Below are 18,180 nucleotides of genomic sequence, written 5' to 3'. Positions count from 1 at the left end.
GGCGCTGCCTGGATCAGCCGGCGGTCTTGCCGCCGTCAACCGTGACGATCTGGCCGGTCACGAAGGCCGCGGCGTCCGAGGCCAGGAAGCGCACGGCCGCTGCGATCTCGGCCGGTTTGCCGACACGGCCCAGCGGCACGCCCGAAGCGAGCGCGGCCTTGTTCTCCGGCGTGCCGGTGAAACGGTCCAGCATGCCGGTGTCGGTCGGACCGGGGGCCACGGCGTTGACGCGAACGCCCGAGGCCGCCACTTCGAGTGCCGCGGACTTGGTCATGCCTTCGACAGCATGCTTGCTGCCGGCATACACCGACGCGTAGGCCGCGCCTTCGTGGCCATAGGTCGACGAGATGTTGATGATGCTGCCGCCACCCTGGGCAGTCATCACGCGCAGTTCATGCTTCATGCTCAGCAGCGTGCCGAGCACGTTGGTGTCGAAAGTGGCGGCGTAGCTGTCGGCGGTCTGGTTGACGATCAAGCCGGGCTGGCCTTCGGTGCCGGCGTTGTTGACGGCCACGTCCAGGCGACCGAAGCGGGCGACGGTCTGGTCCACCAGATCCCGAACCTCCTGGTCGTGCCGGACATCGGCCTGGATGAAGTTGGCTTCGGCGCCCAGTTGACGGAGTTCTGACTCGAGCGCCTTGCCTTCTGCCGGCCGGCGGCCGGAGATGACGAGACGGGCGCCGCTGCTTGCAAAAGCCAAGGCGGTGGCGCGACCGATGCCGGTCAGCGCGCCAGTGATGAGAATAACGGGATGGTGGGTCATGGTATGCTCCTAGAGGTATGACTGTTGACACATGGGCGATGGGATACTTCGGTTCGGATGCTGCTTATCTCGCCGCCTTGAGTGAGAATTTAGGGGGTTCTACCTCGGAGTAAAAAGACTTTGTAAGCTGGTGGGTATGCTTGAAAAGCATGGGGAAACATGGAGCTAAGACATCTGCGTTACTTCATCGCCGTGGCCGAGTCGGGTAGCCTGACGGTGGCGGCCGAGCGGCGGCTGCATACCTCCCAGCCCTCGCTGAGCCGGCAGATCCGCGATCTGGAAGATCAAGTGGGCGTGGAACTGTTGAGCCGCAGCGCGCGCGGCGTCGAACTGACGCCGGCGGGGAAAGCCTTCATCGACCATGCGCGATTGGCCCTGAGTCAGGTTGATGCGGCGGTCGAGGCCGCGCGCCAGGCGGCGCAGCCGAGCAAGCAGCGTTTTGCATTGGGCTTCTTGACCGGGCAGGAGATGACCTGGCTGCCGAAGGCGCTGAACTTGCTGCGCGACGAGCTGCCGAACATCGACGTGACGGTCTCTAGCGACTACTCACCGGACCTGGCGGATGCGTTGGCGCGCGGCCGGTTGGACCTGGCCTTTCTGCGCGCAGAACCAGGCTTCGATCTGGACTACACAACGGTCGGGCGAGAGCCGCTGGTCGTGCTGATGCCGAGCGATCACGCATTGACTTCGCAAGAGAGCATCCGACCGCAACAACTCGTGGGCCAGCCCTTTGTGGCCATGGCCAATAAGGCACGCGTGCTGCGTTCTGTGGTGGACGCATACCTGCAGCGCGAAGGCGTGACGCTGACGGCCACGCAGGGCGTGGACAACCCAGCGATGGTGATGTCGCTCGTGGCTTCGACGCGCGGGCTGACGCTGATTCCTGACTATGTCGAGAATCTGCTGCCGTGGTCCGTGGCGAGCCGACCCTTGGCGGGAGAGGTGCCGACGATCGACCTCGTTGTCGGTCACAGCCGCTCCAACGCCTCTCCGATTCTCAAGCTCTTCTTATCCCGGTTGAGCGAGCTGGCGCCAGCGGCCGCTAAACAAGCAATGCAGCCGAGCATGTCATAGGGACTTGTGCCTGCCGTTCTCGGCGCAGGACCTGTGGTAGAACCGGCTTTTCTTCGTGACGTCCTTTCTCCGTTGGAAGCCATTCCCTCGAGTTTCAACCGGTCCGGAAATTGCCAAACAGGTCACCTCGACAAGCAGCGTGGCCGCCATCACGCCAACGTTCGCGGTACACGATCCACGAACGCGACGTGATTGCCGGTTCGCAATCGCCGCGGCCATGCGAGCGCGCATTGCGCCCGATCGCATCGGCGCTCTCGCACCGCCCGCGGCCGCGCCCGATGCGGCCGACGGGATCGGCAGGCGAAGCCCGGCGTGCTAGGCTGACGGCACCACCTCGTCCGGTCGATGCACGCCGAAACTTCATGACCTCCAGCACGTCCCCCGAGCGTCATTCCCAAGCCCGCCCGATCCATACCGGGTGCGCCGGATGGGCACTGTCATCGCGCGTAGCCGGTCGATTTCCCACCGACGGCAGCCATCTCGAGCGTTATGCGCGAGTTTTCTCCTCGGTGGAAATCAATTCGTCGTTTTACCGCCCTCATCAGCCGAAGACTTACGCGCGCTGGGCTGCGAGCACGCCCGACGCGTTCCGGTTCTCGGTCAAGCTGCCACGACGGATTTCGCATGAACTGAGATTACGCGACGCCGATGCGGCCTTGATCGAATTCCTGGACCAGGTCGAGTCGCTGAAAGAGAAGCTGGGATGTCTGCTGCTTCAACTGCCGCCCAGCCTGGCCCTGGACGAGGGCGCGGCCCGCCGCTTCTTTTCGCTGCTGCGCAGCGCCACGGAAACGCCCGTCGTCTGCGAACCACGCCACGCGACGTGGTTTTCCGAGGCGGGCGCGGCCACCCTGAGAGAGGCCGGGATCGGCTGCGTGCGGGCCGATCCGCCACCCGTCGCCGATGCGCAGCCGATCGGCGATCCGCGTATTTCCTACTTTCGCCTGCATGGCTCGCCGCGGATCTATGAATCGGCATACGATGCGCCGTTCATCGACGCGTTGGCGGCGCGGTTGACCGAAGCCCGCCGCGCCGGCTCCGAGGCCTGGTGCATCTTCGACAATACCGCGCGCGGCGAGGCGATTCCCAACGCGCTGATGCTGACGGCAAAGCTGCAAACGGCGCATCGCTGAAACGGGCCGTTTCATCCGCATCTCACATCGCTGCCTCAATTCCACCCCGTCCCCAGCGGCAGCACCATTGCCTGGTGCAGACCGCCTTCGACCCGCCAGCGCTCGAACCCGGCCTGCTCCGCCACGAGCCGTAGTCCAGGCGTTGCCTCGTTCATCGCCAGTTCGGGGCCGGCCGCCCGCGCCGTCCGGTGGCGGCCGGCCGCGTCGCCGGAGGCCGTCAGCCCGCTTCCGCGTAATCGACATAACCGCGCGCGCCGCCTTGATAGAACGTCGGCGGATGCGCCGCCGCCAGCGCCAGCCCGTGCTCGAAGCGCCGCACCAGATCGGGATTGCCGATGAACGGCTTGCCGAACGAGACGAGATCGGCGCCGCCGCTCCCGATCAACCGTGCCGCCGCATCCCGGTCGAAGTTGCCGTTCGCGATCAGCGTGCCGTCGTAGCGCCGGCGGACGTAGCCGATCGTGTCCTGCAGCGCGGCGATCGGCGTGCCGCTCAAGTCCTCCAGCGCGCGCACGACCTGCACGTAGGCGAGCGGCAGCCGGTTGAACGTCTGCAGCAGCCGGCCGTAGGTCGCGACGGTTTCGTCGGTCTGCCGGAAGCCGCCCATCTCGAAGGCCGGCGCGATCTTCACGCCCACGCGCCCCGGCCCCCATTCGGCGATCAGCGCGTCGAGCACCTCGATCACGATCCGGCCGCGCCGTTCGGCGCTGCCGCCATAGGCGTCGTCGCGCCGGTTCAGCGTGCTGTTGAGGAATTCGGGCAGCAGGTAGGTGGTCGCGCAGTGCAGCTCGACGCCGTCGAAGCCGGCCGCGCGCGCGTGGCGCGCGGCGGCGCCGTAGTCGGCGACGGTCCGGCCGATCTCGGCCACCGTCATCGCGCGCGGCGTGACGGTGTCCTTGAAGCCGTCCGGCGTGAACGCGCGCAGCCCGGGGTTGATCGCGGACGGCGCGAGCGGCGCGGCGCCGCCGAAGAAGTCGGGATGCGAGACGGCACCCGAGTGCGCGAGCTGCGCGAAGATCCGCCCGCCCGCGGCGTGGACCGCGTCGGTCACGCGGCGCCAGCCGTCGGCCTGCGCCGCGCTGAACAGGCCCGGCACGTTGACGAAGCCGATCGCCTCGCGGCTGATCCAGGTGGCCTCGGTCACGATCAGCCCGGCGCTCGCGCGCTGCCGGTAATACGACACTTGCAGGTCGTTCGGCACGTGGCCGGGATCGGTCGTGCGCCCGCGCGTCATCGACGCCATCACGATGCGGTTGGACAGGCGGCTCGGGCCGAGCGGGAAGGGTTCGAAAAGCGTCATGTGGTCGGATCCGGAAGAAAGGGATCCGGCGAATCTAACGGGACGCGGCGCGCGGCGGAACGCGGAGAAAACGACTATCAGTCATGCGATTTCCGGATGCATCGCCGGCGCGCGGCCGGCGGTTGACTATTCAAATTTGGCCGGTTCAGATGCAAGACGCGCGGAGCCCGATCACATGCTGATCCGTGGGTGGCCGATGCGCGACGCGCACCGGGGCATTTCCATCGGGTCACTCGATTTCCGCCGGGATGTCTAGACAAATAGATTCGACCGCGCAGCGCCGCCGGACGGAGACGGGCGCCGCCGCGCGGCCACCCCAACCGGAACTGGAGCGTTTCCCGTGACGAACGAGAACAACGACGAGAGAGCGGGCCGCGCAGGCGGCGAACTGATCGAATCGCGGACGATCGACTTTATCCCCGACGCGGAGCGTCACGGCCGGCTCGGCAGCCAGTTCACGCTGTGGCTGTCGGCGAACCTGCAGATCACGGCGATCGTCACCGGCGCGCTGGCGGTGGTCCTCGGCGGCGACGTGTTCTGGTCGCTGGTCGCGCTGCTGCTCGGCCAGCTGGTGGGCGGCGCGGTGATGGCGCTGCACGGCGCGCAGGGCCCGCAGCTGGGCCTGCCGCAGATGATCTCGAGCCGCGTGCAGTTCGGCGTCCACGGCGCGACGATCCCGATCGTGCTGGTCTGCCTGATGTACGTCGGCTTCTCGGCGAGCGGCTCGGTGCTCGCGGGCTCGGCGCTCGCGCAGCTGCTCGGCGTGGGCGACGTGGCCGGCATCGCGATCTTCTCGGCCTGCATCGTGGCCCTGACGATTCTCGGCTATCGCACGATCCATCTGATCGGCCGCGTCGCGAGCGTGATCGGCGTGATCGCGTTCGCGTTCATGTTCGCGCGGCTGTTCTCGCAGCATGACGTCGGCCTGCTGCTCGCCAACCGCCATTTTTCGATCGCGAGCTTCCTGCTGTCGATGTCGCTGTCGGCGTCGTGGCAGATCGCGTTCGGCCCGTATGTGGCCGACTATTCGCGCTACCTGCCGCGTACCACCCCGTCGCTCGGCACCTTCCTCGCGGTCGGGCTCGGCTCGGTGCTCGGCGCGCAGGCGGCGATGGTGTTCGGCGTGTTCGCGGCGGCGCTCGCGGGCAAGCAGTTCGCGCATCACGAGGTCGCGTTCATCGTCGGACTCGGTTCGTCGGGCGCTGCGGCGGCGCTGCTGTATTTCAGCATCGCGTTCGGCAAGCTCACGGTGACGACGCTCAACGCCTACGGCAGCTTCATGTCGATAGCCACGATCGTCAGCGGCTTCGGCGGCCAGCGCACGATCCCGCATCGCGCCCGGCTCGCGGCGATCCTCGCGATGGTGGCGCTCTCGACGGTGCTCGCGATCGCGGGCCGCGATTCGTTCCTGAAGGAATTCACGGCGTTCATCCTGTTCCTGCTCGCGTTCTTCACCCCGTGGAGCGCGATCAACCTGGTCGACTATTACGGCTTCACGCGCTCGCGCTACGACGTGCCCGCGCTGTCGGACCCGGATGGCCGCTACGGCCGCTGGAACCGCACCACGATCGCCGTCTACGCGATCGGCATCGCCGTGCAGCTGCCGTTCCTCTCGACGAGCTTCTACACCGGCCCGTTCGTCGACGCGCTCGGCGGCACCGACATCTCGTGGATCCTCGGCCTCGTGGTCCCGGCGCTGCTTTACTATGCCTGCGCACGTGCCTCGACCCGCCGGATCCCCGCGCGCCCGATCCTGCCCGCCGAGCTGCCGGGCGGCCGCGAGTGAGCCGGGGCACGGGGCTGCCGGAGGTTGTTGACTGATCAATCCATAATCGATATCCTGCGCCTCATGGTCAGACCCAGGGAATTCGATCGCGACGAGGTACTGGACCGCGCGTTGCGCGTGTTCTGGGAGAAGGGCTACGCGGCGACGTCGACGGACGATCTGCTCGGTGCGATGAACATCGGCCGGCAGAGCCTCTACAACACGTTCGGCGACAAGCGCGGGCTCTACCTCGAGGCGCTGCAGCGTTATTCGCTGAACAGCGTGTCCACGCACATCGCGCGCCTGCGCGGCGCGGCTTCGCCACTGGCCGGCATCGAGGCGTTGCTGTCCGGCCTGATCGAGGACGGTTGCAGCGGCCAGGCGCTCGGCTGCATGGGCGTGAACGCGATCTGCGAGTTCGGCACGAGCGACGCCGGGTTGCGCGCGCTGGGCGAGCGCGTGGCGCCGGTGCTCGAGCGCGCGCTGGCCGAGGCGATCGACGACGGTCAGCGACGCGGCGAGATCGATCCGGCGCTCGATGCGCGCGCGGCGGCCGGTTTCGTGCAGATCGCCATGCAGGGCCTGCAGGTGGCGGCGCGGGCCGGCACCGCGGCCGAAGCACTGCATGGCATCGCGGGTTTCACGGTCGAGCGGCTGAGGGCCTGAGGGCATGAAAAGCACGAGGGCGGCCGTTCCCGGTCCGCCGGGACGCTCGCGTCTCGCTGCTTGAAAACGTACCGGCCAGGGTGGCCGGTTTTTTATCGTCAGTTTTTGACTGATCAATCCATAAAGGAAAACGACATGACTCCGGATTCATTGCCGCAACGCCGGGCCATCGTGTTTGGCGGTTCGCGCGGCATCGGCGCGGCGATCGCGCGCCGGCTCGCGCGGCACGGCGCCGACGTCGCGCTGACCTACGTATCGGCGCCCGATCGGGCCGCCGAGGTGGCGGCCGACATCGAGGCGCTCGGGCGCCGCGCGCTCGCGATCCGTGCCGACAGCGCGCATGCCGACGCCATTCGTGCGGCGGCCGATCAGGCGGCCGCGCATTTCGGCGGGCTCGACATCGCGGTGGTCAACGCGGGCATCCTGAGGCTCGGCGACGTCGCCGCGTTCGGTGTCGAGGACCTCGACGCGATGCTGGCCGTCAACGTGCGCGGCGTGTTCCTCGCGATCCAGGCGGCCGTCGCGCATCTGCCGCGTGGCGGACGGATCGTGACGATCGGCAGCAACACGGCGGTGCGCAGCAACTATCCCGGTTCGAGCGTCTATTCGATGACGAAGGCGGCGGTGGCGGTGATGGTGAAGGGCGTGGCCGTCGATCTCGCGCCGCGCGGCATCACCATCAACAACGTGCAGCCGGGGCCGACCGTGACCGACATGACGGCCGAGCACATCGAGGCGGTGCGTCCGCTGATCCCGCTGCAGCGCGCGGCCGAAGCGGACGAGATCGCGGCGCTGGTCGCGTGGCTCGCGAGCGCCGAATCGGGCTACATGACGGGATCGAGCCTGACGATCGACGGCGGCATGGCGCTGTGAGCGGAAGGCGCGGCGGGCGGCGCGGCGATGATGGCCGCGCGCCGCCCGCAGCTGGAAGTGCCGCGACGCGGCGGGCTGACGAAACCCGCGTCGCGGGCGAGGGCGGCCGGCACCGGCCCGCCGCCGTGCGGGGCGTGGCTTACGCCTCCTCGGCCCAGGCCATGTTGTCGCGCGCGAGCAGCGCCGACGACGCGGCCGGCCCGAAGGTGCCCGCCGTGTAGAGGCGCGGCCGGTCGCCGGGCTGGTGCCAGCCGTCGAGGATCGGCTCGATCCAGGTCCAGGCCGCTTCCAGCTCGTCGCGGCGCATGAAGTGCGTGAGGCGGCCGCGGATCACGTCGATCAGCAGCCGCTCGTAGGCTTCGGCGCGCCGCTCGGGGATCGCCTGCTGCAGGTCGAGGTTGAGGCTGACGGGCACCATGTTCATGCCGCTGCCGGGTTCCTTCGCGAGCATCTGCAGCTGGATCGATTCCTCGGGCTGCAGTTGGATCACGAGCCGGTTGCTGTAATGGCGCGGGCCGTTCGGGATGATCGAGAACGGCAGGTCGGCGAACTCGATGACGATCTCCGACTGGCGCTTCTGCAGCCGCTTGCCGGTGCGCAGGAAGAACGGCACGTTGGCCCAGCGCCAGTTGTTGATGTGCGCGCGTAGCGCGACGAAGGTCTCCGCGCGGCTGTCGGCCGGCACGTTGTCCTCTTCCAGGTAGCCCTTCACGGGCTGGCCGTCCACGGCGCCGGCCGAGTACTGGCCGCGCACCGTGTCGCGCGCGATGTCGGCGGGCGTCATCGGCCGCAGCGAGCGCAGCACCTTCAGCTTTTCGTCGCGCACCGCGTCGGGGTCGAGCGAGACGGGCGGCTCCATCGCGACGATGCAGAGCAGCTGCAGCAGGTGGTTCTGCACCATGTCGCGCAGCGCGCCGGTGTGATCGTAGAAGCCCGCGCGGCTGCCCACGCCGACCGTCTCGGCCACCGTGATCTGCACGCTGCGGATGTACGGCGCCTGCCACAGCGGCCCGAAGATCGGGTTGCCGAAGCGCAGCACCATCAGGTTCTGCACCGTTTCCTTGCCGAGATAATGGTCGATCCGGTAGATCTGCGATTCGGAGAAGTGCTTGCCCACCGCGTTGTTGATCGCCTGCGCCGAGGCCAGGTCGTGGCCGAGCGGCTTTTCAAGCACCACGCGCGAATGCGCGTCGACGAGATCGGCCGACGAGAGGTTGTCGCAGATCGTCGTGAACAGCTCGGGCGAGGTGGACAGGTAGAACACGCGGATCGCCTCGCGGCGCGACGCCTCGGCGAGCCGCCGGTAGTCGGCCGGCTCGTTGACGTCGATCAGCGTGTACTGGAACAGATCGAGGAAGCGGTCCCAGGCCTGCGCGTCGAACGCTTTCGCATCGATGAACGGCCGCGACTGTTCCTCCATGAACTTGCGGTAGCCGTCGATGCCCCAGTCGCGGCGGCCGACCGCGATGATGCGCGTCTCGGGCGGCAGGTTGCGGTGCAGGTGCGCCATGTAGAGCGCGGGCAGCAGCTTGCGGGCGGCGAGGTCGCCGCCGCCGCCGAAGATGATCATGTCGACGGGCTGTTCGGATGCGGTCGGGTTGGGCTGGTTCGTCATGGGTGGTTCGCGGGTCAAGATCGATGAGCGTTGAACGGAAGGCGGTGTGGCATGCCGCAGTGCGGCGGAAAGTCCTAGTTTGCACGGTTTTGCATGACTCCGTGCGGTCCGGCTTCGCTTTCGCGCGTCGGGAAGGGGCCGGCGCGCCCGCGAGCGGCCGGCGCGCGGCGTGTTGCGCGGCTCGCGACTAAACATGGCGCGGCATCGGGCGGCGGGCGGGGGCGGTGCCGGGTCGAGGCCGGCCGGGGAGTGTCGGCGATGCCGGCGCCGAGACTGATGCCGGCCGGGCGTGCCGGCCCCCCGGGTGCCATGATGCGATGCCGCGATGTCATGCCGACGGGCCGCATGAGGGCACGGCGGCATGCCACGACGCGGCGACGACGGCGCAACGGACGCGGGGCGGTGTCCCGCCGCCCGGCCGCGCACCGGCGATCCTATCGATCAGGACTGCGAATGATGAAGGTCGACATGATTGCGCCGGCGCGCCTCGACGCGGGCATCGCGCCGCCGCGCGCGGCGCGATCTCGCTCAGGACGTCGCCGCGCCGGCGGCCGGTTCGTCGCCGCTGATCACGAGCAGCACCTGCGCCGTCTTCGCGCCGAGCGAGCGGATCCGGTGCGGCACCTGCGCGTTGAAGTAGACCGCGTCGCCGGTCGCGAGCGTGACCTTCTGCGACGCGAAATCGATCTCGATCCTGCCGCTGTGGACGAACAGGAACTCCTCGCCCGCATGTTCCTTGAATTCGGACGAGGCGAAATCGTGCGCCGGACGGATCATGAACGGCAGCAGCCGCTTGCGCCCGGCCTCGGCCGCGATCACCTCGTAGCCGCCCTGCGCGTCGTCGGGCGCGCTGCCCATGCGCAGCCGCTCGCCGGCCCGCACGATGGTGATCGCCTTCTCGTCGCCGTCGGCCGAGAACAGCTGCCCGACCTCGACATGCAGCGCCTGCGCGAGCTGCATCGCGACCGCCACCGACGGCGTGCTGAGGCCGCGCTCGACCTTCGACAGATAGCTTTTCGTCAGGCCCGCGCGTTCGGCCAGGTCCTGCAGGCTCAGGCCGAGCTGTTTCCTCAGCAGCTTCAGACGAATCGCCCCCAAGGCGTCCCCCTTCATTGATTTATCGTTGAATGACACATCGTGTCATATACTACCCGACGTGTACTCATGATCGCGATGTCGGTCGCCTCGATATCCGCCGATCCACCTGGAGATGCCGAAATGGCCGAAACGCTGAGTCTGTCGAAGTCCGAGCTGGTTGCCCGTTCGCAGGCACAACTGGACACCACGCTGTCGGTGCGCAACTGGACGACGCGCCAGAAGCTGGCCCTGACGTGCCGCATTCTATTCGACGGCGGCCACGATTCGGGCCTCGCCGGCCAGATCACGGCGCGCGCCGAGGATCCCGACACCTACTACACCCAGCCGTTCGGCCATGGCTTCGACGAGATCACCGAGACGAACCTGCTGGTGGTCGACCAGGACCTGAAGACGGTGGACGGCCGCGGCATGCCGAATTCGGCGAACCGCTTCCACACCTGGGTCTATCGCGCGCGTCCCGACGTGAACTGCATCATCCACACGCATCCGCTGCACGTCTCCGCGCTGTCGATGCTGGAGGTGCCGCTGGCGGTCTCGCACATGGACACCTGTCCGCTCTACGACGACTGCGCGTTCCTCGAAAAATGGCCTGGCGTGCCGGTGGGCAACGAGGAGGGCGAGATTATCTCGGCCGCGCTCGGCGGCAAGCGCGCGGTACTGCTCGCGCATCACGGCATGCTGGTGACCGGCAAGACCGTCGAGGAAGCGTGCTCGCTCGCGCTGCTGATGGAGCGCGCCGCGCGCATGCAGCTCGCCGCGATGGCGGCCGGCCCGATCCGCCCGATCCCCGAGGCGCTCGCCACCGAGGCGCACGACTGGATCTCGACGCCGAAGCGCCATGCCGTCGCGTTCGACTATTACGCGCGCCGCGCGCTGCGCACCCATCACGACTGCCTGGCCGCCGACTGATTGCAGCGGTCGTGGCCGGAGACGGCTGGACACGCCGTGCCATTGCCGACGCGGGCAGCCCCGAGCATCGAGGCGGCCCGCGTCGGCTTGGTATTTTTCGCTTGCGCGGGCGATCCGTTCTCCAATATGATTGAGCACTTACTCATTTAAATGGGCGCCGGCCTTGGCACGTCCCCGCAGTTCCGACAAGCACGAAGCGATTCTCGACGCGGCCGCCGCGGCGCTCGCGCAGCACGGCGCGGCCGCCACCACGGCCCGCATCGCGCGGCTCGCCGGGGTGGCAGAGGGCACCGTGTTCACCTACTTCGAGACGAAGGACGCGCTGTTGAACGCGCTCTACCTGCATCTGAAGGACGGACTGCGCGCCGCGCTGATGACCGGCTTCCCCCATGAGGCCAGCGCCGAGCAGCGCGCGCGCCATGCCTGGAACGGTTACGTGTCGTGGGGCGTGTCGAATCCGGACGGACGCAGCGCGATGCGCCAGCTCGACGTCGGCGGCCGCATCGAGCCGGCGAGCCGCGCGGCCGGTTCGGCCGGCTTCGGCGCGATCCGCGACGTATTCCGCGAGCGCCTGTCGGGCACGAGCGGGCTCGACACGGATCAGGCGCTGACGTTCTGCGGCGCGCTGTTTGCGTCGATGGCGGAGGCGACCATGGATTTCATCGCGAACACGCCCGAACTCGAGGCGCAGTATCGCGAGGCGGGGTTTCGGTCGATCTGGGCGGCGTTGCAGGCGCATTGAGCGGCTGGATGGCAAGGCGATGGCGGCGGGAAGCGGCGCGAATCCGCCGCGCCGGGCGGCCATCGCGATGACGGGCGCGACGCGGGAAGCCTCCATTTTCCTGTGTCACGCAAATTAATGAGTGAGTAATCATTCATTTCATGAAAGGAGCAAATGATGTCGAAAGTCTGGCTGGTGACGGGGGCCGCGCGCGGCCTCGGGCGCGCGATCGCGCAGGCGGTGCTGGAAGCGGGGGACAGTCTGGTGGCGGGCGCGCGCGACCCGGCGCGGCTCGCGGACCTGGCGGCAAGCCACGGCGAGCGGCTGCGCGCGGTCGAACTCGACGTGACCGATGAAGCGGCGGCCGCGCGGGCGGTGGCGGTCGCGCGCGAGGCGTTCGGCCGTCTCGATGTGCTCGTGAACAACGCCGGCTACGGCCATACCGCGCCGTTCGAGCAGACCGCGCCCGACGCGTTTCGCGCCCAGATCGAGACCAACCTGTTCGGTGTGATCAACCTGACGCGCGCCGTGTTGCCGGTCATGCGCGAACAGCGCGCTGGGCATATCTTCCAGGTCTCGTCGGTCGGCGGGCGCACCGCCACGGCGGGACTGTCGGCGTACCAGGCGGCGAAGTGGGCGGTGGGCGGCTTCAGCGACGTGGTGGGCATGGAGGTCGCGCCGTTCGGCGTGCGCGTCTGCACGCTCGAGCCCGGCGGCATGCGCACCGATTGGGCGGCGCAAGCGAGGCAGGGCATCGACACGATGCTGCCCGAGTACGAACCGTCGGTCGGGCGCATTCTCGCATTGCTGAATACCTACGGCGGCCACGAAGTGAGCGACCCGGCGCGGATCGCGGCGCTGATCGTCGAGCTGTCGCGGCGCGACGACGTGCCGAAGCGCCTGCTGCTCGGTGGCGACGCGCTCTACGTCTGCGAGCAGGCCGAGGCGCAGCGTGCCGACGAGGCGGCGCGCTGGCGCTCGACCACGCTGTCGACGCATTTTCCCGACGCGAAGCTGCCGGACGGACTCGACGAGTTGAAGGGGCTTCAGTGAGCTGGGGCGTGCGGGACATGCCCGACCAGCGCGGGTAGCTTGCCGTGGTGACGGGCGCGACGGGCGGCATCGGCTACGAAGCCGCGCTCGCGCTGGCCGGCGCGGGGGCCCGGGTGGTGCTGGCGGGCCGCAACGACGCGAAGGGCGCCGCCGCGCTGCAGGCGATCCGCGCCGCGCATCCCCAGGCGGCGGTCGACTACGCGCAGGTGGACCTGGCGAGCCTCGCCTCGGTGCGGCGGTTCGCTGCCGGGTTGACGGCGCGCCACCCGCGCATCGATCTGCTGATCGACAACGCCGGCGTGATGACGCCGCCCGTGCGGCACGAGACGGAGGACGGCTTCGAGCTGCAGTTCGGCACGAACCATCTGTCCCATTTCGCGCTGACCGGACTGTTGCTGCCGGCGCTGCGCCGCGCGCCGGCGCCGCGCGTGACGATCGTCAGCAGCAGCGCGCACCGCCTGCTCGCGGCGATCCACTTCGACGACCTGCAGTGGACGCGCCGCTACCATCCGTGGCGCGCCTACGCGCAGTCGAAGCTGGCGATCCTGATGTTCGGGTTCGAGCTGCAGCGCCGCAGCGACGCGCTCGGCTGGGGCCTGCGCGTGACGGCCGCGCACCCGGGCTTCGCGCGCACCGGCCTGCAGAGCGCCGGCCCGAATCTGGGCGGGTCGCGGCGTGGCGTGCTCGGCGAGGCCGTGATGCGGATCCTCACGCCGCTGATGTCGCAGTCGGCGGCCGAGGGCGCGATGCCGACGCTGTTCGCCGCCGTGTCGCCCGAGGCGCGGCCGGGCGGCTACTACGGGCCGCAGCGGCGCTTCGAGCTGGTCGGGCCGGTGGGGCCCGCGAAGATCGGCGAGGCCGCGCGCGACGAGGCGGTGGCCGCGCGGCTGTGGACCGAGTGCGAAGCGCTGACGGGCGTGCATTGGCCGACGCGGTGAGCGGCGACATAGCGAGATGGCGAGATGGCGAGATGGCGAGATGGCTGGTCCGCCGCGCTGACCGCGCTGCCGACACGGGCCGAGCCCGGCTGCGAGCCGTGGCCGCTCCATCACGTGCCGGCGCGGCGGTGCTGGATGCCGGCCGCCGGCGTGACGCTGCTCGGCGAGGCGGCACACAGCATGCCGCCGTTTACGGGCCGCGGCGTCAATCTCGCGATGCTCGACGCGCTCGAATTCGCGCACTGCCTGAGCGCGGGCCGCTTCGACACGCTCGATGCGGCCATCCCGGCTTACGAGACGGCGATGCTGGCGCGAACGAGCGGCGCCATCGAGGAAACGCCGGTCGCGCGGGATCTGATGTGCGCGCCGGACGCGCCCGCGGGCATCGTGGCCGATTGCAAGGGAACGAGCCGTGAAGGCAGGAAGCGGGCAGGAAGCGGGCGGCCGAACGCGTGCGCGGCCACGTGCCCGATCCGGGACGGGCGAAGGCGCCGCGGGCGACGAGCGGGCAACGGGTCGGCGAACGGGTCGGCGAACGGTTCCGAGCGTGGCGGGCGCCCGGCCCCGCATGCGCCGTGCGCGACGCAAGGTGGCGGATGCGTGCCGGTTCCGGCAAACGCCATCCGGCTCGCGAGGGGGATATCCGCCCGCATGGTTCGCCAGGTTCGCCGACCTTGGAGCTCGCATCGCGCTCCGGCCCGCCGCGAGCCCGGTGCAAATCCGATGCAAATCCGGTGCGCGGTCGGCCTGCCGTGGACGGCGTTTCGCGCCGCGCCGGGCGCCGATCACGATGCTTCATCGTTGCGCCGTTCAGCGTGCCGGCTCGCTGATTCCTTCTCTATCCGCATCGATGCGCGCGCCTCAGCGGCGTTCGCCGAATCCCATTATGCTGTCGGCCGAACGCCGCGAAGCCGGCGGATTCTTCCCATCCCAGGAGCCCTCATGTCTGTTTCCTTCTATGACGTTTCGATCCCCGTGCTGGTCCGCGGCCTGCGCAATCTCTCGAAGATCCTCGAGATCGGCGAGGCCCATGCGCGCGAGAAAGGCATCGATCCCGACACGCTGACCACGGCGCGCCTGTTCGACGACATGCTGCCGCTCACGGGCCAGGTGCAACTGGCGAGCGACGCGGCCAAGGGTTGCGTGGCGCGGCTGGCCGGCGTCGCGGTCCCCTCGTTCGAAGACACCGAGAAGACCTTCGCCGAACTGCAGGCGCGCATCGCGAAGACGATTGCGTTCGCGGAATCGATCGGCGCCGACCAGTTCGCCGACGGCGCGACGCGCGTGGTCACGCTGCCGCTGCGCAGCGGTCCGCGCGAATTCTCGGGCCAGGTCTATCTGACGGAATTCGTGCTGCCGAACTTCTATTTCCACGTGACGACGGCCTACGGCATCCTGCGCCACAATGGCGTGCCGCTCGGCAAGCTCGACTACCTGGGCCTGCGCTGATCGCCGGCCGCCGCGTCGCGCTCTCCGGCGTACCGGGGGAGCAGCGGGGCGGCGGTTCGAACGGCCGCCGCGCGCCGCGCGCGAAACCGGCTGCCGCCGAGCACTGCGCATGCCGCGCCGGGTCCCGTGAATCAGCCCCATGCATCGGGGCGCCATATGTCAATTTGACACGCAACCTCATTCGCGTCCGTCCAACCGGATCAAAAATGCACCGTGGTGCCGCAGGCGCCGCCAACCCAGCCGTTGGTGCCAGCACCGTTGCAGAACACGCCGCAACCGCCCAGCGCAAGCGCTAGCGCGACGCACGCCAGCAGGAAGACGCGCCGCATGATCGTTTGCCTCACTGTCATCGCTCCCTTGAAAGGCGCCGCCGACGCGGACATCGGCACGCGCGTTCGCGCTTCCCGGACCAGCATAGCGGCTTTCGGTCATGCACCATGACCTGAGTCGAGCATTTGCTCGACAGGGCTGGCACTTGCCCGATCCCCTGTTAGAATCACTAGGACGTATTGCCCCTGACTTGTCCGAATGAGACTGCTTGATGCCCTGGTCGAACAACGCATCGCCGCTGCTGCGGCGCGTGGCGAGTTCGACGATCTGCCGGGAGCCGGCGCACCGATGGAACTGGACGACGATCTGCTCGTCCCGGCCGAGGTGCGGATGGCGAACCGGATCCTGAAGAACGCGGGCTTCGTGCCGCCCGCGGTCGAGCAATTGCGGGCGCTGCGCAATCTGCAGGATGAAATGCGCGCGGTCAGCGATCGCGCCACCCGTTGCCGTCCGCAGGCGAAGATGCTTGCGCTCGACATGGCCCTCGAATCCCTGCGTGGCGGCCCGCTCGTCGTGCCCCGCGAATACTGCCGCCGCATTGCTGAACGCCTGTCCGAGCGCGTGCTCGATGACGGTGCCGGTGAAGCGGGGGTCGCATGAACGCCGAATCCGTCGCGTCGCTGCTCCCGTCCGCGTTGCCCGATCCCACCGCCTGCGCGGCGCCGCCGCCTGATCCGGCCGCCGAACGCGACCGCCGCTTCATGCGGCTCGCGCTGGCCGCGGCCGAGGAGGCGCGGGCCGCCGGCGAGGTGCCGGTGGGCGCCGTGCTGGTGCGCGGCGACGAGGTGATCGCGCGCGGCTTCAACCATCCCATCAGCGGCCACGACCCGTCCGCGCATGCCGAGATGGCCGCCCTGCGTGCGGCCGCGCAGACGCTCGGCAACTACCGGCTGCCCGGCTGCGAACTCTACGTCACGCTCGAGCCGTGCCTGATGTGCTCCGGAGCGATCATGCATGCGCGGATCGCGCGCGTGGTGTACGGCGCGGCCGATCCGAAGACGGGCGCTTGCGGCGGCGTGGTCGACGCGTTCGCGAATCCGCAGCTGAACCATCACACGAGCGTGACGGGCGGCGTGCTGGCCGACGAATGCGGCGACACGCTGCGCGCGTTCTTCGCCGAACGCCGCCGTGCCTCGCGCGAGGCACGGCGCGCACAAGCCGCGGCGGCGGCGCAGGCCGCGTCCGCCGGCCCGTGCGGCGGCGCCGAGCCCGATGCGCCCGCGTCCGGCGCAGACTGAACCAGTCGCGGCGGCGCGGCTCTAATCGGGCAATCCCAGCCGGGCTGACCCCTTTTATCTCCGCGAGCCGATGACGAATCCTTCTTCCCTGCCACGCACGATCCGCCTGCTGGCGCCGTCCGGCTACCCGCACGATCCGCTCGCGGTGCAGCGCGCGCTCGAACGCCTCAGCAACGCGCAGCACGTGCTGCAGAACCTGACCGCGGTCGAGCGGCGCTACCTGCGGTTCGCCGGCACCGACGGCGAACGCGCGGCCGACCTGAACCATCTCGCCGATCCGTCGCAGCCGCTGCCCGACATCGGGCTCGCGGTGCGCGGCGGCTACGGCGCCGCGCGCATCCTGCACGGGCTCGACTACCGCGGGCTCGAAAGCCGCCTGCGCGACCAGCCGATCGCGCTGTGCGGCCACAGCGATTTCACGGCGATCCAGCTCGCGCTGCTCGCGAAGTCGCGCGTGAAGACGTTCGGCGGCCCGATGCTGTCGGCCGATTTCGGCGCCGAGACGCCGAGCGAATTCACCATGACGCAGTTCTGGTCGACGCTCACGCAACCGTCCACGACGATCGTGGCCGAGGTGCCGCAGCAGCAGTCGGCGGACGTGGCGGGCACGCTCTGGGGCGGTAACCTCGCGATCCTCGCGTCGCTGGTCGGCACGCCCTACATGCCGCAGATCGAGGGCGGCATCCTGTTCATCGAGGACGTCAACGAGCAGCCCTTCCGCATCGAGCGGATGATCTACACGCTGCATTTCGCCGGCATCCTGGCGCGCCAGCAGGCGCTGGTGCTGGGCCAGTTCACCGGTGCGCGCGCGTTCGACTACGACAACGGCTACGACATGCAGTCCGTGATCGACCAGATGCGCGAGGTGATCGGCATCCCGATCATCACGGGCCTGCAGTTCGGCCATGTGCCGGACATGCTGACGCTGCCGGTGGGCGGCCAGGCGCGGCTCGTCGCGAACGAACACGGCTTCCGCCTGACCCTGTCGGACTATCCGGTGCTGGCCGGCTGAGTTTCGGCCGGCGGTTGCGGAACGAGGCGGGCGACCGCCTTTTTTTGTGTCCAAATAAGCAACTAACGGTCTGCCTCGACTGGCGTCGCCAAACGCCGTTTGCACCAATCCGGCGCCAGTTTGTTGACAAAAAAGAACCCATGATTTCATCGCAATGCTTGAGCAGCCGGGGGCAATGCCGCCACTGCATTCGCCTGGCGCGTATTCGCACCCGATCCGGGCCAGGACATGCCCGGATGCGGT

18 protein-coding genes and 1 pseudogene are annotated in these 18,180 nt (G+C 68.9%); 14 read left to right on the top strand and 5 right to left on the bottom strand.

Annotated features, from left to right (window positions below; translation table 11 throughout):
* Nucleotides 1–13: 13 nt before the first annotated feature.
* Nucleotides 14–763, bottom strand: a complete 750-nt coding sequence (locus bpln_RS11715; RefSeq protein ID WP_042625327.1) for an SDR family NAD(P)-dependent oxidoreductase — start codon at nucleotides 761–763, stop codon at nucleotides 14–16.
* Nucleotides 764–922: 159 nt separating this feature from the next.
* Between bpln_RS11715 and bpln_RS11710 the strand changes: the two genes are divergently transcribed.
* Together bpln_RS11710 and bpln_RS11705 are read left to right on the top strand one after the other, a co-directional pair.
* On the top strand, nucleotides 923–1,837 hold the full coding sequence (locus tag bpln_RS11710) for a LysR family transcriptional regulator (RefSeq protein WP_042625326.1): 915 nt from the start codon (nucleotides 923–925) through the stop codon (nucleotides 1,835–1,837).
* 362 nt (nucleotides 1,838–2,199) lie between these two features.
* On the top strand, nucleotides 2,200–2,970 hold the full coding sequence (locus tag bpln_RS11705; protein WP_055138883.1) for a DUF72 domain-containing protein: 771 nt from the start codon (nucleotides 2,200–2,202) through the stop codon (nucleotides 2,968–2,970).
* 217 nt (nucleotides 2,971–3,187) lie between these two features.
* Here bpln_RS11705 and bpln_RS11700 read toward each other — a convergent pair whose 3' ends face one another.
* Entirely contained in the window at nucleotides 3,188–4,270 is a 1,083-nt protein-coding gene (locus bpln_RS11700; RefSeq protein ID WP_055138882.1) for an alkene reductase, read from the bottom strand.
* 340 nt (nucleotides 4,271–4,610) lie between these two features.
* On the opposite strand from bpln_RS11700, the gene bpln_RS11695 reads away from it, so the two are divergent.
* The 3 genes from bpln_RS11695 to bpln_RS11685 all read left to right on the top strand — a co-directional run bounded on the left by bpln_RS11695 (nucleotide 4,611) and on the right by bpln_RS11685 (nucleotide 7,574).
* Nucleotides 4,611–6,056, top strand: coding sequence for a purine-cytosine permease family protein (locus bpln_RS11695; protein WP_055138881.1), 1,446 nt, complete (start codon nucleotides 4,611–4,613; stop codon nucleotides 6,054–6,056).
* Between the two features lie 63 nt (nucleotides 6,057–6,119).
* A complete protein-coding gene (locus tag bpln_RS11690) occupies nucleotides 6,120–6,701 on the top strand; it encodes a TetR/AcrR family transcriptional regulator (RefSeq protein ID WP_042625322.1) in 582 nt (193 codons plus the stop codon).
* Nucleotides 6,702–6,836: 135 nt separating this feature from the next.
* Entirely contained in the window at nucleotides 6,837–7,574 is a 738-nt protein-coding gene (locus bpln_RS11685; protein ID WP_148654006.1) for an SDR family NAD(P)-dependent oxidoreductase, read from the top strand.
* Nucleotides 7,575–7,713: 139 nt separating this feature from the next.
* On the opposite strand, the gene zwf is transcribed toward bpln_RS11685, so the two are convergent.
* Nucleotides 7,714–9,189, bottom strand: coding sequence for a glucose-6-phosphate dehydrogenase (zwf, locus tag bpln_RS11680; protein ID WP_042625321.1), 1,476 nt, complete (start codon nucleotides 9,187–9,189; stop codon nucleotides 7,714–7,716).
* A gap of 528 nt (nucleotides 9,190–9,717) precedes the next feature.
* Nucleotides 9,718–10,302, bottom strand: coding sequence for a helix-turn-helix domain-containing protein (locus bpln_RS11675; protein ID WP_042625320.1), 585 nt, complete (start codon nucleotides 10,300–10,302; stop codon nucleotides 9,718–9,720).
* A 105-nt stretch (nucleotides 10,303–10,407) separates the two neighbouring features.
* Here bpln_RS11675 and bpln_RS11670 point away from each other — a divergent pair, with 105 nt between their 5' ends.
* The 6 genes and pseudogenes from bpln_RS11670 to bpln_RS37705 all read left to right on the top strand — a co-directional run bounded on the left by bpln_RS11670 (nucleotide 10,408) and on the right by bpln_RS37705 (nucleotide 15,357).
* Nucleotides 10,408–11,196, top strand: a complete 789-nt coding sequence (locus bpln_RS11670; protein ID WP_055138880.1) for an aldolase — start codon at nucleotides 10,408–10,410, stop codon at nucleotides 11,194–11,196.
* Between the two features lie 163 nt (nucleotides 11,197–11,359).
* A complete protein-coding gene (locus tag bpln_RS11665; protein WP_042625318.1) occupies nucleotides 11,360–11,938 on the top strand; it encodes a TetR/AcrR family transcriptional regulator in 579 nt (192 codons plus the stop codon).
* 156 nt (nucleotides 11,939–12,094) lie between these two features.
* Nucleotides 12,095–12,970, top strand: a complete 876-nt coding sequence (locus bpln_RS11660; RefSeq protein ID WP_055139517.1) for an SDR family NAD(P)-dependent oxidoreductase — start codon at nucleotides 12,095–12,097, stop codon at nucleotides 12,968–12,970.
* 44 nt (nucleotides 12,971–13,014) lie between these two features.
* On the top strand, nucleotides 13,015–13,908 hold the full coding sequence (locus bpln_RS11655) for an SDR family oxidoreductase (RefSeq protein WP_162492377.1): 894 nt from the start codon (nucleotides 13,015–13,017) through the stop codon (nucleotides 13,906–13,908).
* Between the two features lie 24 nt (nucleotides 13,909–13,932).
* Nucleotides 13,933–14,112 (top strand): annotated as a pseudogene (locus bpln_RS38270) (FAD-dependent monooxygenase); the annotation flags it as partial.
* 738 nt (nucleotides 14,113–14,850) lie between these two features.
* On the top strand, nucleotides 14,851–15,357 hold the full coding sequence (locus bpln_RS37705; protein WP_042625317.1) for a DUF1993 domain-containing protein: 507 nt from the start codon (nucleotides 14,851–14,853) through the stop codon (nucleotides 15,355–15,357).
* Between the two features lie 200 nt (nucleotides 15,358–15,557).
* Here bpln_RS37705 and bpln_RS11645 read toward each other — a convergent pair whose 3' ends face one another.
* The gene (locus tag bpln_RS11645; RefSeq protein ID WP_226993555.1) at nucleotides 15,558–15,773 is read right to left on the bottom strand and encodes a hypothetical protein; all 216 of its coding nucleotides are present in this window, start codon (nucleotides 15,771–15,773) and stop codon (nucleotides 15,558–15,560) included.
* Nucleotides 15,774–15,885: 112 nt separating this feature from the next.
* Between bpln_RS11645 and bpln_RS11640 the strand changes: the two genes are divergently transcribed.
* From bpln_RS11640 to ldcA, 3 genes are all read left to right on the top strand, one after another.
* Nucleotides 15,886–16,287, top strand: a complete 402-nt coding sequence (locus bpln_RS11640; protein ID WP_042625316.1) for a DnaJ family domain-containing protein — start codon at nucleotides 15,886–15,888, stop codon at nucleotides 16,285–16,287.
* 101 nt (nucleotides 16,288–16,388) lie between these two features.
* Complete coding sequence (gene tadA / locus bpln_RS11635) at nucleotides 16,389–16,925, top strand: tRNA adenosine(34) deaminase TadA (RefSeq protein ID WP_244131936.1); 537 nt, start codon at nucleotides 16,389–16,391, stop codon at nucleotides 16,923–16,925.
* Between the two features lie 70 nt (nucleotides 16,926–16,995).
* Nucleotides 16,996–17,937, top strand: a complete 942-nt coding sequence (gene ldcA / locus bpln_RS11630; protein WP_042625315.1) for a muramoyltetrapeptide carboxypeptidase — start codon at nucleotides 16,996–16,998, stop codon at nucleotides 17,935–17,937.
* The last annotated feature ends 243 nt before the right edge of the window (nucleotides 17,938–18,180 follow it).

The organism is Burkholderia plantarii, from assembly GCF_001411805.1.
Lineage (GTDB): Bacteria > Pseudomonadota > Gammaproteobacteria > Burkholderiales > Burkholderiaceae > Burkholderia > Burkholderia plantarii.
This window is presented reverse-complemented; position numbering and strand designations above follow the sequence as displayed.

What these genes read in the sequence shown, in the direction of transcription:
- bpln_RS11715 (WP_042625327.1), bottom strand. Translation starts at nt 763, where the DNA reads ATGACCCACCATCCCGTTATTCTCATCACTGGCGCGCTGACCGGCATC.
- bpln_RS11710 (WP_042625326.1), top strand. Translation starts at nt 923, where the DNA reads ATGGAGCTAAGACATCTGCGTTACTTCATCGCCGTGGCCGAGTCGGGT.
- bpln_RS11705 (WP_055138883.1), top strand. Translation starts at nt 2,200, where the DNA reads ATGACCTCCAGCACGTCCCCCGAGCGTCATTCCCAAGCCCGCCCGATC.
- bpln_RS11700 (WP_055138882.1), bottom strand. Translation starts at nt 4,270, where the DNA reads ATGACGCTTTTCGAACCCTTCCCGCTCGGCCCGAGCCGCCTGTCCAAC.
- bpln_RS11690 (WP_042625322.1), top strand. Translation starts at nt 6,120, where the DNA reads ATGGTCAGACCCAGGGAATTCGATCGCGACGAGGTACTGGACCGCGCG.
- bpln_RS11685 (WP_148654006.1), top strand. Translation starts at nt 6,837, where the DNA reads ATGACTCCGGATTCATTGCCGCAACGCCGGGCCATCGTGTTTGGCGGT.
- zwf (WP_042625321.1), bottom strand. Translation starts at nt 9,189, where the DNA reads ATGACGAACCAGCCCAACCCGACCGCATCCGAACAGCCCGTCGACATG.
- bpln_RS11675 (WP_042625320.1), bottom strand. Translation starts at nt 10,302, where the DNA reads ATGAAGGGGGACGCCTTGGGGGCGATTCGTCTGAAGCTGCTGAGGAAA.
- bpln_RS11670 (WP_055138880.1), top strand. Translation starts at nt 10,408, where the DNA reads ATGGCCGAAACGCTGAGTCTGTCGAAGTCCGAGCTGGTTGCCCGTTCG.
- bpln_RS11660 (WP_055139517.1), top strand. Translation starts at nt 12,095, where the DNA reads ATGTCGAAAGTCTGGCTGGTGACGGGGGCCGCGCGCGGCCTCGGGCGC.
- bpln_RS37705 (WP_042625317.1), top strand. Translation starts at nt 14,851, where the DNA reads ATGTCTGTTTCCTTCTATGACGTTTCGATCCCCGTGCTGGTCCGCGGC.
- bpln_RS11645 (WP_226993555.1), bottom strand. Translation starts at nt 15,773, where the DNA reads ATGCTGGTCCGGGAAGCGCGAACGCGCGTGCCGATGTCCGCGTCGGCG.
- bpln_RS11640 (WP_042625316.1), top strand. Translation starts at nt 15,886, where the DNA reads ATGAGACTGCTTGATGCCCTGGTCGAACAACGCATCGCCGCTGCTGCG.
- tadA (WP_244131936.1), top strand. Translation starts at nt 16,389, where the DNA reads ATGCGGCTCGCGCTGGCCGCGGCCGAGGAGGCGCGGGCCGCCGGCGAG.
- ldcA (WP_042625315.1), top strand. Translation starts at nt 16,996, where the DNA reads ATGACGAATCCTTCTTCCCTGCCACGCACGATCCGCCTGCTGGCGCCG.